At 41.7% G+C, this 15473-nt stretch carries 11 protein-coding genes; 8 read left to right on the top strand and 3 right to left on the bottom strand.

The genetic code is table 11. The features are described from left to right. Positions 1 to 98 precede the first annotated feature (98 nt). The 4 genes from BLR54_RS05075 (at position 99) to BLR54_RS05060 (ending at position 5534) form a co-directional block, all read left to right on the top strand. Positions 99 to 1583 (top strand): L-fucose/L-arabinose isomerase family protein, encoded by a 1485-nt coding sequence (locus BLR54_RS05075; protein WP_090417639.1) that lies wholly within the window; start codon positions 99 to 101, stop codon positions 1581 to 1583. Between the two features lie 249 nt (positions 1584 to 1832). Further along, positions 1833 to 3290 (top strand): xylulokinase, encoded by a 1458-nt coding sequence (gene xylB / locus BLR54_RS05070; protein ID WP_090417637.1) that lies wholly within the window; start codon positions 1833 to 1835, stop codon positions 3288 to 3290. 84 nt (positions 3291 to 3374) lie between these two features. Continuing rightward, entirely contained in the window at positions 3375 to 4964 is a 1590-nt protein-coding gene (locus tag BLR54_RS05065; RefSeq protein WP_176761853.1) for a MutS-related protein, read from the top strand. A gap of 6 nt (positions 4965 to 4970) precedes the next feature. Continuing rightward, the gene (locus BLR54_RS05060) at positions 4971 to 5534 is read left to right on the top strand and encodes a biotin transporter BioY (protein WP_090417632.1); all 564 of its coding nucleotides are present in this window, start codon (positions 4971 to 4973) and stop codon (positions 5532 to 5534) included. Between the two features lie 494 nt (positions 5535 to 6028). Here the strand turns inward: BLR54_RS05060 and BLR54_RS05055 are convergent, their stop codons facing one another. Next, positions 6029 to 6397 carry a desulfoferrodoxin family protein gene (locus BLR54_RS05055; protein WP_090417627.1) on the bottom strand — a complete coding sequence of 123 codons (369 nt, stop codon included), beginning with the start codon at positions 6395 to 6397 and terminating at the stop codon, positions 6029 to 6031. A gap of 275 nt (positions 6398 to 6672) precedes the next feature. Between BLR54_RS05055 and BLR54_RS05050 the strand changes: the two genes are divergently transcribed. Beyond that, on the top strand, positions 6673 to 7413 hold the full coding sequence (locus tag BLR54_RS05050) for an N-acetylmuramoyl-L-alanine amidase family protein (RefSeq protein WP_090417625.1): 741 nt from the start codon (positions 6673 to 6675) through the stop codon (positions 7411 to 7413). 189 nt (positions 7414 to 7602) lie between these two features. Here the strand turns inward: BLR54_RS05050 and guaB are convergent, their stop codons facing one another. Then, complete coding sequence (gene guaB, locus BLR54_RS05045; RefSeq protein WP_090417623.1) at positions 7603 to 9060, bottom strand: IMP dehydrogenase; 1458 nt, start codon at positions 9058 to 9060, stop codon at positions 7603 to 7605. 454 nt (positions 9061 to 9514) lie between these two features. Here guaB and nifJ point away from each other — a divergent pair, with 454 nt between their 5' ends. Then, positions 9515 to 13048: a pyruvate:ferredoxin (flavodoxin) oxidoreductase gene (gene nifJ, locus BLR54_RS05040; protein WP_090417621.1), complete on the top strand. Its 3534-nt coding sequence runs from the start codon at positions 9515 to 9517 to the stop codon at positions 13046 to 13048. Positions 13049 to 13114: 66 nt separating this feature from the next. Here the strand turns inward: nifJ and BLR54_RS14820 are convergent, their stop codons facing one another. Next, a complete protein-coding gene (locus BLR54_RS14820; RefSeq protein ID WP_143008399.1) occupies positions 13115 to 14353 on the bottom strand; it encodes a hypothetical protein in 1239 nt (412 codons plus the stop codon). 243 nt (positions 14354 to 14596) lie between these two features. Between BLR54_RS14820 and nrdR the strand changes: the two genes are divergently transcribed. Both nrdR and BLR54_RS05020 read left to right on the top strand, forming a co-directional pair. After that, positions 14597 to 15049, top strand: a complete 453-nt coding sequence (gene nrdR / locus BLR54_RS05025; RefSeq protein WP_090417615.1) for a transcriptional regulator NrdR — start codon at positions 14597 to 14599, stop codon at positions 15047 to 15049. Positions 15050 to 15172: 123 nt separating this feature from the next. Next, complete coding sequence (locus BLR54_RS05020; protein WP_090417613.1) at positions 15173 to 15460, top strand: hypothetical protein; 288 nt, start codon at positions 15173 to 15175, stop codon at positions 15458 to 15460. Positions 15461 to 15473 lie beyond the last annotated feature (13 nt).

The raw sequence follows: 15473 nt of genomic DNA, 5'->3' as shown, positions 1-15473 counted from the left end.
TGCTTTTCTTTTGATAGTATATCACTATCAAAGAAAACGTTTTAGAGGCTTTATTTTATATATAAAAGGAGCCGGTATTTTTAAGGAGGGTAATAACTATGAACAACATGCCAAATGTAAAAATTGGTGTAGTAGCAGTTTCTCGTGACTGCTTTCCAGAAAGCTTATCAGTAGACAGAAGAAAGGCACTTATCGCCGCTTATACAAAGAAGTACGGCGCTGAGCATATTTATGAATGTCCAGTATGTATCGTTGAGAGCGAAATCCATATGGTACAGGCTCTTGAGGATATCAAGAAGGCTGGATGTAACGCACTTTGCGTATACCTTGGAAACTTTGGTCCAGAAATCTCTGAGACACTTCTTGCTAAGCACTTCGACGGACCTAAGATGTTCTGTGCAGCAGCTGAGGAGTCAGGTGATAGCCTTCTCGATGGTAGAGGAGATGCTTACTGCGGTATGCTTAACGCATCTTACAACCTTCAGCTTCGTAATGTAAAGGCTTATATCCCAGAGTATCCAGTAGGTGATGCTGAGGATTGCGCAGATATGATTCATGAGTTCGAGCCAATCGCTCGTGCCGTAATCGCACTTTCAGATCTTAAGATTATCAGCTTTGGTCCAAGACCAATGAACTTCCTTGCTTGTAATGCACCAATCAAGCAGCTTTACAACCTTGGTGTTGAAATCGAGGAGAACTCAGAGCTTGACCTTTTCGAAGCATTCAACAAGCATGCTGGTGACAGCCGTATTCCAGAAGTTGTTGCTGATATGGAGAAGGAGCTTGGCGCTGGTAACAAGAAGCCAGAGGTTCTTGAGAAGCTTGCTCAGTACGAGCTTACACTTAAGGATTGGGTTCGCGATCACAAGGGATATCGTAAATACGTAGCAATCGCTGGCAAGTGCTGGCCTGCATTCCAGACACAGTTTGGTTTCGTTCCTTGCTATGTAAACTCACGTCTTACAGGTGAAGGAATCCCTGTATCATGCGAGGTTGATATCTACGGATGTCTTTCAGAGTTCATCGGTACAGTTGTATCAGAGGATGTTGTAACACTTCTCGATATCAACAACTCAGTACCAAAGGATATGTACAACGAGGAAATCAAGGGTAAGACAGATTACACACTTGAGGATACATTCATGGGATTCCACTGCGGAAATACATGCTCTAGAAAGCTTGCATTCTGCGAGATGAGAAACCAGAAGATCATGGCTAGAGCACTTCCTGTAGAGGTTACAAACGGAACACTTGAAGGAGATATCGCTCCAGGTGAAATCACATTCTACAGACTACAGTCTACAGCTGACAACAAGCTTCGCGCTTACATTGCACAGGGTGAAGTTCTTGATGTTCGTACAAAGTCATTCGGTTCAATCGGTGTATTCGCAATCCCTGAGATGGGACGCTTCTATCGTCACTGGTTAATCGAGAAGGGATTCCCACATCACGGAGCTGTTGCATTCGGACACTTCGGAAAGTCACTCTTCGAGGTATTCAAGTACATCGGAGTTGAGATGGATGAAATCGGATACAACCAGCCAGCAGGTGTTCGTTATCCAACAGAGAATCCTTGGAGATAATTTAAACTAAGGTAGTGACTGACACACAATCTTCGCAAGCGCGAGCAGGGAAGTATCGTGCCGAGCTAGGAGGGAGCCGCGAAAAAGGAGTAATATTTTCCGAGCATTACGATGGAAAATGTTGCTCTAGTAAGCGAAGCTTACGTTTGAGCGGAAAGTTGCCTAGCTCGAGTGCGAGGGGTGCCCTGCGGGAGCATGAAAGACTAGGGGTCAGTCACTTTTAATTTATATGAATAGGAGATTATAGTTATGTATTACATAGGTGTTGATCTTGGTACATCCGCAGTAAAGCTCCTTCTTATGGAAGGTAACGGAAAAATCGAGAAAATCGTATCAAAAGAATATGACCTCAGCTTCCCACATCCAGGTTGGTCTGAGCAGAAGCCAGAGGACTGGTGGACTCAGGTAGTAGCTGGTATCAAGGAGCTTACTTCAGAGGTTGATAAGACAAAGGTTGCTGGTATTTCCTTTGGTGGTCAGATGCATGGTCTTGTTACACTTGATGCAGATGACAATGTTATCCGTCCAGCTATCCTTTGGAATGATGGCCGTACAGGCAAGGAGACAGAGTATCTCAATACAGTAATTGGAAAGGATAAGCTATCTCAGTACACAGCAAACATTGCTTTCGCTGGTTTCACAGCTCCAAAGATTCTTTGGATGCAGGAGAATGAACCAGAGCTTTGGGCTAAGGTTGCAAAGATTATGCTTCCTAAGGATTACATTGCTTACAAGCTTTCTGGAAGCTTCTGTACAGATTATTCAGATGCCAGCGGTATGCTTCTTCTTGATGTTAAGAATCGCTGCTGGAGCAAAGAGATGATGGATATCTGCAAGGTATCTGAGTCTCAGCTTCCAAAGCTTTATGAGAGCTACGAAGTAGTTGGTACTATTAAGCCTGAAGTTGCTTCAGAGCTTGGCTTTACAAATGATGTTAAGATTATCGCTGGTGCAGGCGACAATGCAGCTGCAGCAGTTGGTACAGGTACAGTTGGAGAGGGCAAGTGCAATCTTTCAATTGGTACATCAGGTACAATCTTCATCTCTAGCAAGAACTTTACAGTAGATCCTGCAAATGCGCTTCATTCATTTGACCACGCTGATGGTGGCTATCACCTTATGGGATGTATGCTTTCAGCTGCATCTTGCAACAAGTGGTGGATGGATGAAATCCTTAAGACAAAGGATTACCCAGCAGAGCAGGCTGGTATTAAGAATCTTGGTGAGAATCGTGTATTCTATCTTCCATATCTTATGGGAGAGCGTAGCCCACACAACAATCCAGATGCACGTGCTATGTTCATTGGAATGTCTATGGACACAACCCGTGAGGATATGACACAGGCTGTTCTTGAAGGTGTTGCTTTTGGTCTTCGTGACTCACTTGAGGTTGCACGTTCACAGGGCATCGTAATCGAGCGTTCAAAGATTTGCGGTGGTGGTGCAAAGTCTCCATTATGGCAGCAGATTATCGCTTCAGTTATGAACCTTAAGCTTGATATCCTTGAGAACGAGGAAGGCCCAGGTCTTGGTGGAGCTATTCTTGCAGCAGTTGGTTGCGGCGAGTATGCTACCGTTGAAGAGGCATGTGAGAAGCTTGTAAAGGTTAAGACAACAATTGAGCCAGATCCAGAGTTGATTCGTAAATACGAAGAGAGATATCAGGAGTTCAAGAAACTTTATCCTACAGTTAAAGAACTCTTCTAAAAAACAATCCATATGAAAAAGCTTCCCACTCAGGGAAGCTTTTTTGTTATAATGTTGTTTTATGACAAGATTGGAGATGACTGTATGATATATAAAAACAAACTTAAGCGACAGATAAAATCAAATTTTGGAAAGAATCCACTTACAGATTGTCATATTTATTACGACGGCTCTGCCAGAATTGATAAAATCAGAAGACTTTTTGATAGTAAAGGAAAGCACACCAAAAATCAGATAGACGATATCACATGGAATGATTTGGAAATGGATGAGGTGTTCCTCAGAATCAATCATTGTAACAGTTTCATCGGTGAACAGGTACTTTTTGATAGACTTCATTCTCTTGGAGAAGATGAGAATTTTGAAGAGAGAATAGAGGCTTTTGAAAAGGATGCTGATTTTAGGTCTGATGTGGAGTTTCATCTTAACACTCTTGGTAAGAGACAAGAGGCCTTTTATCTATATGAAATAATCAAAGATAGCAACCTTGTACAAATTGGAAGCACTCTTGTGGCAATCCTTTTACAGCTTTTGATGGTGGCTTTCTTAGGGCTTTATATCTTCACATTGAATTCAGCATTCTTGGGAGCTCTTGCAATAGTAGGATGTATCAATATCGTCATGTCTTTTTCGGCAAAACGTAAATACGAAGTAATTATTGGCTCCCTGTCATATTATATTCAGACTTACAACTGTGCAAAATGGTTGATGAAGCAGGGAAAATATGCCAAGCATATCCCAGAGGATGTGAAAGCCTCTGTCAATAACCTGAAGGGTATAAACAGATTGGCATCTAGCATGCTTAACAGAGGCAATGCAAAGATGCTTGGAGATATGACAGCTCTTCTTATGGATTATATTTATGGAATCACTCTGATTGATATTGTACTTTGTAATCACGTGATGAAAGCTATTGATAACAAGCAGGAAGACGTGCTTAAGGTAATTGAATTCATTGGTAAGGTGGATTCAGATATAGCTATTCTTTCTTATAGAAATAGTATTGAATTGTGGTGCAAGCCTGAGAAAGCTTCTTTTGGAATAAAGTCTGAAGGTCTTGCACATCCATTGCTTTCAAATCCAGTTACTTGTGATTTTGATTTATCAGGAAACGCAATCATTACTGGTCCCAATGCTTCAGGAAAGTCCACCTTTATGAAGGCTGTGGCAATCAACACCATTATGGCCAGAACTATCAATACCTGCACAGCCACAAGGTTTACAGTTTCAAATATCGGCGTTATGACTTGCATGTCCCTAAGGGATGATGTGCTTTCTGGAGATAGCTATTATCTTTGCGAAGCCAAGTATGTTCAGAGAATACTTATGGAAGTTGAAAACAACAAAGATATGCTCATTGTAATCGATGAAATCTTTAAGGGCACCAACACAGCAGAGCGTATTGCAGCATCAAAAGCAATCCTAAATTTTATTGGAAAGACAGGATGCCTTGCTATGGTTGCAACTCATGATATGGAGCTGGCCACTGACAGTGATTTTGAAAAGTACTATTTCGATACGCAGATTCAGGACAAAGAGGTTGTCTTTGATTACAGGATTCATGAGGGCATCAGTAAAAGCGCCAACGCAATTGCTTTATTGCGATGCTTGGATTATCCTGATATTGTTATTAGAGAAGCACAGGAGAATATTAAAAAAGGAAAGGTGGGTTAATACATCATGGATAACACAGAAATTATTACAACAAAAACCGGGGTTAGAACAATTGATATGGCTTACATAGCTTTGGGGGCAGCTCTTATTGCGGTATGTTCATGGATAAGCATCCCAACAGCTGTGCCATTTACATTACAGACCTTTGCAGTTTTTGCATTGCTTTCTCTACTTGGAGGCAAACGAGGTACTCTTGCTATATTAGTTTACATTCTACTTGGAGCTGTTGGTGCTCCAGTTTTCGCAGGATTTAGTGGGGGAGTAGGAGTCCTTCTTGGAACCACTGGTGGATATATCCTTGGTTTTATCATCACAGGACTTATCTATTGGGCTGTAACAAGCTTCACTAAGCATTCACTTGTGATTGAGATAATCACTTTGGTTGTAGGGCTTGCAGCTTGCTATGCAGTCGGAACCTTCTGGTTCATGGAGGTATACTCTAAATCTAACGGTTCCATCGGAGCAATGACCGCTCTCGGCTGGTGCGTGTTCCCATTCATCATTCCAGATCTTATCAAGCTTGCTCTTGCCCTTGGATTAGCTCGTCGAGTTCGCCCAGTTATTAAGTAAGGTTATGGAGCTTGTTGAGTTTCTGAAGAAAAAACTATAGGTTTTTGATTTTATTTTTAATAGCAAGAAATCAAAATGGCCTAAACAAAGTTTGTTTAGGCCATTTTTGTATTCATAGATGAATTCTTACTGCTGCTTACTACCTGATATGAAGATTGCTTATGCAGGAAGTAAAACTAGGCGCTAGATTACTGCCTGAGAGAAAAAAAGGAATTTAGGCAGTAAAAAGAGTAGTTAAATTACTGCCTTAGAAAGAAAAAGGAATCTAGGCAGTAAAACCATGAGCCAAATTACTGCCTTAGAAAGAAAAAGAAATCTAGGCAGTAAAACCATGAACCAAATTACTGCCTGAGAGAGAAAATGAAATCTAGGTAGTAAAACTATGCCCGATATTACTACCTATGAGAAAAAACAAAATCTAGGAAGTAAAAAAGGATTCTAGCCAGCAGCTAGAATCCTATAAGAATCATTAGCAATATATGTTGAGAAATACTTTATGCCTTCCACAGACCATGTAAATTGCAGTAAGCATATACGGCAACTACAGAATCGTCATCTGTAAGCATAAATTCTGCACATGGCTTTGAGTCAGGTGATAATACTTTACGCTGAGCACCTTTAGCTGTCTCGAGGGCAATCCACTCAATGAAATGCTCTTCTACCATAGGATGCTCTACAGAGCCAACTGTAACAGTGACTTTGTTGCCATCAACTGTGTAAACTGGAACATGCTTTTCAACAGCGCCATCAGATGTTCCAGGAACAAGCTCTTTCATTTTCTGGCCACAGCAGGTCATAGGAGCACCAGATTCCTTGATCATGCCTACGAAGTTGCCACATGTTTCACATACATAAAATTTCATACCTTACCTCCTTTTACTTGTAAAGTTCCCCAATTATCCCCATAGATAACTTAGCTTCATTTTAACACAATATATTTGAGGTTTATATAGGTTCTTGATTTTCTGATGAAAATCAAAAACCTATATTAATTAATCCTAGAATTAATTTGTGAAATTAATTTAAAATCCTTCATAAAATACATAATATCTTCACAGAAAACAACGATAATAAGTTTGTAGGATTATGTGATTATCTGCATAACCATCTAAAGTCTATTGAAGGGAGTGATTCATCTATGAAGAAGAACTTAAAAGCGATACGAGCTATGGGCATGGTGATGCTCCTCTTTATTACCTTTGTTGTTACAGGAATAACAGCTGAGGCCAAGGGCGCTGATTCAGCAGCTGGCCAGAAGCTTGTTGTGATTAATCCGGGATGCCAGGCAGTTGATTCTGCTGAAAAAGAATCTATTGGACCTGGAGCTTGGACTTGGGTTGCTGATGATATGGTCGGCGCAGAAGGTGTTCTCACTGGAAATCGTGAATACGATATTAATCTGAAGATTGCAGTGAAGACAGCACAACAGCTGAAGGATATGGGCTACAAGGTTGAGCTTGTTAGGACTTATAATGATGTAGATATTAATAACATGGAAAGAGCAATGGTTGCCAACACTATGGTTGCTGATATTTACGTGAGTATATATTCCAGTGGGGATAACAAAAAGGAGGAAGGCGTAAAGGTTACCTGCGAGACAAAGGATAATCCATACAACTTCAGCGGCTACAATGAATGCCGTCTTTTAGCAGATACTATTGTTGGAAGCTTGGGCTCAAAGATTGATGGAATAAAGACTTCTGTTGTTGAATCAGATGATGTAATGGGAATTAATTGGTGCAAGTCACCAAATGCGATAGTAAGAGTTGGTAATCTAAAGAATGAAGCTGATGATGAAAAGCTTGCTACCGAGGAATATCAGCAAACTCTCGCAGAAGGCATAGCAGCCGGCGTTGACAGCTACTTCACTCAGAAGTAATCTGTAGTCTTCCCGTCGACCACCCAACTCAGTAGAAGAGTAATAGACGGAAAATAATCGTCAAATAAAAATATGGCACTTGCAATATATCTTAGTATTTTCAATGAGTATAGGCTTGACCGATATTGAAAATACTATTAGGTATATGCAAGTGCCCTTTCATTATTTAACGATATTATATCCTTGGAATTATCCTTCTACTGAGTAGTTAGGAGCTTCCTTTGTGATGTGAATATCATGTGGGTGTGATTCCTTGAGGGAAGCAGCAGAAATCTTTACGAACTTGCCGCGCTCCTGAAGCTCTGGGATAGTAGGGCAACCACAGTAACCCATACCTGAACGGATACCACCGATGAGCTGGAAGATAACATCTTCAAGACTTCCCTTGTATGCAACACGTCCTTCAACGCCTTCTGGAACAAGCTTCTTAGCACCTTCCTGGAAGTAACGATCCTTTGAACCGTTTTCCATAGCAGCGAGAGAGCCCATACCACGGTATACCTTGTACTTACGTCCCTGGAAGAGCTCGAAAGAACCAGGAGCTTCGTCGCAGCCTGCGAACATTGAACCCATCATACATACTGAACCACCAGCTGCAAGAGCCTTTGTCATATCGCCTGAGTACTTGATACCACCGTCAGCGATGATTGGAACATTGTATTCCTTAGCGACAGCGTAGCAATCCATGATAGCTGAAATCTGAGGAACACCGATACCTGCAACAACACGTGTTGTACAGATAGAACCAGGTCCGATACCAACCTTAACAGCGTCAGCACCAGCTTCAATAAGAGCCTTTGTCGCTTCGCCTGTTGCGATGTTACCAGCAACAACCTGAAGATCAGGATAAGCAGCCTTAACCTTCTTAACAGCTTCGATGATGTTCTTTGAGTGACCGTGAGCTGAGTCCATAACAATAACATCTACCTGAGCATCTACAAGAGCCTGAACACGCTCCATCATGTTTCCAGTAATACCAACACCAGCACCACAGAGAAGACGACCCTGGTCATCCTTTGCTGCATTAGGATACTTAATCTGCTTTTCAATATCTTTAATAGTGATAAGTCCCTTGAGCTTGAAGTTGTCATCTACTATAGGAAGCTTTTCCTTACGAGACTTGCCAAGGATTTCCTTTGCTTCCTCTAAAGAGATGCCTTCCTTTGCTGTAACAAGACCTTCAGAGGTCATTGATTCGCTGATTTTCTTGGAGAAATCTGTTTCGAATTTGAGGTCACGGTTTGTGATGATACCGATTAATGTGCCATCTTCCTTTGTGATAGGAACACCTGAGATTCTGAACTTGCCCATAAGCTCATTTGCTTCAGCAAGAGTGTTGTCAGGTCCAAGGAAGAATGGGTCAGTGATAACGCCGTTCTCAGAACGTTTAACCTTGTCTACTTCTTCAGCCTGCTGCTCGATAGACATGTTTTTGTGGATGATACCAATACCACCCTGACGAGCCATTGCGATTGCCATGCGTGACTCTGTAACAGTGTCCATAGCGGCACTCATCATAGGAATGTTAAGTTTAATTTTTCTAGTAAGATTTGTGTGAAGATCAATAAGATTTGGTGTAACTTCCGAATACTGTGGAACCAGTAAGACGTCGTCGAAAGTAATACCATCACCGATAATCGATGCCATAGGGAAACCTCGCTTTCTTTGTTATGAACTGTAAATTTTTTAAAATTATATTTAACAAACTTGCCAATGTCAATGAAAGTTTTTTCACAAATTTGCCGATTTTTGATTGAGTTTTTACGACTTTTTTGACATGTAATTCTCAGAAAGACAATTGTCCGCCAGAGGAAACAAAATGCTTGAATTTGTTAGTGAGAGAGGGACTTTGTTAAAAATTTAGCAAAGAAATTAAGAAAACAAAAAGATTTAACAATTTTGTACCTCAAAATGAACAGTTTAACCCATTTGATTTATTGAAATTTATTATCAATAGTTCTATTATAAAATCACGACATTGCGGGGATGGGCACCGGTTTGCTTTTCTGTTATTTCGTTTACTTCATGTATACCGGACTCGCAGAAATTAAAGCCCATTCTAGTAACTATAAATGTCCCATATAATAAGGAGGATTTAGAAATGCCAAGAGCAAAACAGTCTATGGATGGTAACCAGGCTGCAGCACACGTTGCTTACGCGTTTACAGATGTTGCTGCTATTTACCCAATCACACCATCCAGCCCAATGGCCGATTTCGTTGACCAGTGGTCAGCAGCAGGCCTTGAGAATATTTTCGGAAATCAGGTAAAGGTTGTAGAGATGGAGTCTGAGGCAGGTGCTGCAGGTGCCGTTCACGGTTCACTTGGTGCAGGTGCACTCACAACTACATTCACAGCTTCACAGGGACTTCTTCTTATGATCCCTAATATGTACAAGATCGCTGCTGAGCAGCTTCCTTGTGTATTCGACGTATCAGCACGTTGTGTTGCTACACAGTCACTTAACATCTTTGGTGATCACTCAGACGTATATGCTTGCCGTCAGACAGGTTTCGCTATGCTCGCTGAGACAAATCCACAGGAAGTTATGGATCTTGCTCCTGTAGCTCACCTTGCAGCTATCGAGGGTAAGGTACCTGTACTTAACTTCTTCGATGGTTTCCGTACATCACACGAAATCCAGAAGATCGAGAAGTGGGATTATGCAGATCTTAAAGAGATGGTTAACATGGATGCAATCAACGAGTTCCGTGCTCGTGCACTTAATCCAGAGCATCCTACAATGCGTGGTTCTCACGAAAACGGTGACGTTTTCTTCCAGCACAGAGAAGCATGCAACACATACTATGATAACTTCCCAGCAGTTGTTCAGAAGTACATGGACAAGGTAAATGCAAAGCTTGGTACAGATTACAAGCTTTTCAACTACTATGGTGCTGCTGATGCAGATAGAGTCATCGTTGCTATGGGTTCTATCAACGACGTTGCAGAAGAGGTTATTGATTACCTCAACGCACACGGCGAGAAGGTTGGTGTACTTAAGGTTCGTCTTTACAGACCATGGTCTTCAAAGGCATTCGTTGAGGCACTTCCTAAGACAGTTAAGAAGATCGCTATCCTCGACAGAACAAAGGAGCCAGGTGCTCTTGCAGATCCTCTTTACCTTGATGTTGCTACAACACTTCGTGAAGCAGGTCTTAACGACATCGTTATCTGCGGTGGTAGATACGGTCTTGGTTCTAAGGATACTCCTCCTTCATCAGTATTCGCTGTATACAAGGAGTTAGAGAAGGACGCTCCTAAGAGCCGTTTCACAATCGGTATCGTTGATGATGTTACTAACCTTTCACTTCCAGAGGTTAAGCCAGCTCCTATTACATCAGCTCCTGGTACAAAGGAGTGCAAGTTCTGGGGTCTCGGTGGTGATGGTACTGTAGGTGCTAACAAGAACTCTACAAAGATCATCGGTGATCACACAGATAAGTTTATCCAGGCATACTTCCAGTATGATTCAAAGAAGACTGGTGGTGTTACAATTTCTCACTTGAGATTTGGTGACAACCCAATCAAGTCTCCATACTATATCAATCAGGCAGACTTCGTAGCTTGCCACAACCCAGCTTACGTTACACAGGGCATGAAGATGGTTCAGGACGTTAAGCCAGGCGGTGTATTCATGATCAACTGCCAGTGGTCAGACGAAGAGCTCGAGACAAAGCTCAACGCTGAGGCTAAGAAGTACATTGCTGATAACAACATCCAGCTTTACACAATCAATGCTATCGATAAGGCTATCGAAATTGGTATGGGTAAGCGTACAAACACAATCCTTCAGTCAGCATTCTTCAAGCTCGCTGATGTAATGCCTATCGATGAGGCTGTTGATTACATGAAGCAGGCTGCTAAGAAGTCATACGGCAAGAAGGGTGACGATGTTGTAAACATGAACTACAACGCTATCGACGCTGGTGTAGATGCTGTACATAAGGTTAACGTTCCAGATTCATGGAAGAACCCAGCTGCAGATCCTGCTAAGCCAGCACTTGAGGGTCGTCCAGAGGTTGTTAAGATGGTTAAGAACCTCCTTGAGCCTATTTCTAAGATGGATGGAGATTCACTTCCAGTATCTGCATTTACAGAGAATCCAAACGGACAGTTCGAGCTTGGTGCTGCTGCTTACGAGAAGCGTGGTACAGCTGTAACAGTTCCTACATGGGATCCAGAGAAGTGTATCCAGTGTAACCAGTGTGCATTCGTATGTTCACACGCTACAATCCGTCCTTACATGCTTTCAGAGGATGAGGTTAAGGCAGCTCCAGCAAACATCAAGCTTGCTGATACAAAGCCAAAGGCTTCAGAATTCAAGTACACAATGTCTGTATCTCCACTTGACTGTATGGGATGTGGTGAGTGTACAACAGTTTGTCCAGTTGGTGCTATCACAATGGTTCCACAGGCAGACGAGGCAGACGAGCAGCCAGTATTCAACTACTTAGTTGCTAACGTTGGACGTAAGGAAGCAGCAGGTTCTGACCTTACAGTTAAGGGTTCTCAGTTCAATCAGCCACTCCTTGAGTTCTCAGGATCATGTGCAGGTTGTGCAGAGACTTCATACGCAAGACTTATTACACAGCTCTTCGGTGAGCATATGTATATTTCAAACGCTACAGGATGTTCTTCAATTTGGGGTGGTCCTGCAGCTACATCACCATTCACAGTTAACAAGGATTCTAAGAAGGGTCCAGCATGGTGTAACTCACTCTTCGAGGACAACGCACAGCACGGTTTAGGTATGGAAGTTGGACAGAAGTACCTCCGCGAGCGCGCTATCGAGTCTGCTAAGAAGGCAGCTGAGGCTGGTTCTGCAGAGCTTAAGGCAGCATTTGCTAAGTTCGAAGAGACAATGAACTCTACACGTGAGAACAGTGCAGCAACAGACGTACTCGTAGCTGAGCTCGAGAAGAACGGTTCTGAGGACGCTAAGGCAGCACATGCTCTTAAGGATTACCTCGCTAAGAAGTCTGTATGGATCTTCGGTGGTGACGGTTGGGCATACGATATCGGATTCGGCGGTCTTGATCACGTACTTGCTTCTGGTGAGAACGTAAACGTTATGGTATTCGATACAGAGATGTACTCTAACACAGGTGGACAGGCTTCTAAGGCTTCTAACATCGGTGAAGTTTGCCAGTTCGCTGCATCAGGTAAGGAGATGTCTAAGAAGTCTCTTTCTGAGATCGCTATGTCATACGGTTATGTATATGTAGCTCAGATCGCACTTGGTGCTAACATGGCTCAGGCTGTTAAGGTTCTTGCTGAGGCTGAGGCTTACAACGGACCTTCACTTATCATCGGATACGCTCCATGTGAGCTTCACGGTGTTAAGGGTGGTATGAACCACTGCCAGGATGAGATGAAGAAGGCAGTAGAGGCTGGTTACTGGAACCTCTTCTCATTCAACCCAGACCTTAAGAAGGAAGGAAAGAATCCATTCACTCTTACTTCTAAGGAAGGTGACTACAGCAAGTATCAGGACTTCCTTGCAAACGAGACACGTTATGCTCGTCTTACAAAGGCATTCCCAGAGCGTGCTGAGAGACTCTTCGCTCTTAACGAGGAGACAGCTAAGGAGCGTTACGCTCACCTTAAGAAGCTCGTAGATCTTTATTCATAAGATTTAAAACTTCTAAATAAAAGAAGCCCCCGTGCATTGCACGGGGGCTTTTTGAATGGAAAAAAATTAATTATTGAAATCATAATCTATATGCCATAGACGATCTTTGTATTCTTCGTAGGTGTCATCATCAATTGGTAACCAATTGTCTTCTTCAGTTTCAATGTACCAACGATTTTCATAGGAATCATATTCCATCCAACCATAATCACCATATTGTGAAGACAAGCCTTCTAGCCAATATTGGAACTGTGGCGGATCAATATCTTCGTTTAACCAAACATACATATCTGTATCTTTATCATAATAATTACCATCTGCATCGGCTGGTAAAGATTTGTAACCGCTATTTTCAAAATTGTCACTATAATCGGATTCATCGGTTAATACAAAGCTACCGTCTTCTTCTTTTAAGAACATCGTGGTGCCAAGGTCTGGTATATTGTATTCGTTGGTGTCGGTCTCATTATTTGATGGGGTTAAAAACATTTTTGTCTGCGTGTCGATAAGTTCACGATATTCAGGGTCTTCTTTGTATCGTGTGAGGTAATCATAATTATAATTATTATCATAAGAAGAATTGCGTGTACCCGCAGAAGTAATAGCCATACCAGCAATCGCTACTATTATAGTTATGGCTACAAACATAGCTTTAACACCGTCAACCTCAGCATCCTCCTCGGTATATGGCTTGTGATAATCATAATTATCATCATTATCATTATAGCGATAATTGCTTTCTTCTGGCTCTTCATCCTTAAGCTCATCAACCTGAGATACAAGGCTCATTGTACCGCCACATTGTTTACAAGGTTTTTCGCGGTCTGCCCAAGAACGGGAGTCGTCCATACCGCAATAGTCACATTTACATACAGCGGTAGTAGTGGCTAAAATCTTGCCATACTGCGAGAAAACAATATCTTCGTAAAATACTCCATCTTCATCGTAATAACCGGCTTTATATTTTTTGCCTGTTTCCTCATCGGTCCAAGGTTCATTGTAGTGAATATAGTCGTGATTCTCACAGCGATAAATTCTTGGAGTGGAACCACTGTAATGTCTTGGCTGATTGTTTCTAGTTCTATAAGATGAAGAAGATGAGCTAGAGCTATCATTATCAAAAAGCGATAAAATGCTAAAATAGTCTCCGCTTGAAGATGAGCCTGAATGGGAACTCCCACTATGTGAGCTTGAACTGCTCCAGGAATGACTACTATGTGAACTGGAAGAATGACTTCCAGAAAATGAACTATGGCTGCCAGAGTAAGAGCTATGGCTGCTTGATGAGTGATGACTTGGTGGCATATAAAATCTCCTTTATTACTTTTTATAAAAAGAATATATTGCTTATTGCTTTATTCTTTTTGATTTGTCCTTCAATTTATACAGCAGAACTTGAATATTATATACTAATTCTGAGTAAATAACTACATTTTTCCAGTGTTGTGTTCATATAACGAAACTGATATAATAACACTAGATGTTGTGGTGTGGACGTAATGAAGACGGAACTACACGAGAAAGTTACTATATTTTGTGGAGGGAAATATGAAGTGCCCATTTTGCGGAAGCCAAGACACTAGTGTTATAGACTCAAGACCAGCGGACGATAATACAAGCATTAGACGTAGACGTTCTTGCCCTGAGTGTGGCAAGCGTTTTACAACCTATGAAAAGGTAGAGACCATCCCACTTATTGTTATTAAAAAGGATAACAATCGCGAGCCATATGACAGAACCAAGATCGAAAAGGGTGTTCTTATCGCCTGCAGAAAGCGTCCTGTGTCAGCTGCTCAGATTTCAAAGGTGGTTGACGAAATAGAGACAGAGATTTTCTCTCTTGAAGAAAAAGAGATTCCAAGCACTCGTATTGGAGAGATTGTTATGGAGCATCTTGAGAATGTAGACCCAGTTGCTTATGTTAGATTCGCATCAGTCTACAGAGAGTTCAAGGATGTAGACACATTTATGGACGAGCTCAAGAGAGTCCTTGATAAATAATCATATTTACAACGGCAATTTTTATTAAGGGGTAAAATTGCCTAGTTAAAAAGGGTTAACTTTTTCCAATTAGACTCGATAAATATAATACCAACGGAAAAAGTTTAAGAAAGAAGATTTGTTATGAATGTATCAGGAATTCGCCCATCCAATGGGTTTTATGAAGATAATCAAGTAAAATTCAGACCAGAGTTTAATCCTATCCCTTCTGAGGATAAGATACCATTTGGTCAGGGCCCAGCCGCTTCAGTGGAGCTTAGCCGAGAAGGTCTTATAGCTGCAAAGAAGCAGGTGGAAAAGGCTGTTAGCAATATGAAAGAAGATACAGCAATTCATCGCTATCAGTACTTCGTTCAGAACAAGGAATCTCAGCAGCCTTCAGTTCGTGGCGCCGAAAACTTTACATTATAATAAAACAAGCCAT

It is taken from the genome of Pseudobutyrivibrio sp. YE44 (genome assembly GCF_900104335.1).
Taxonomy (GTDB): Bacteria; Bacillota; Clostridia; order Lachnospirales; family Lachnospiraceae; genus Pseudobutyrivibrio.
The sequence above is the reverse complement of the archived record's forward strand: the minus strand, read 5'-3'. Positions and strand labels throughout refer to the sequence as shown.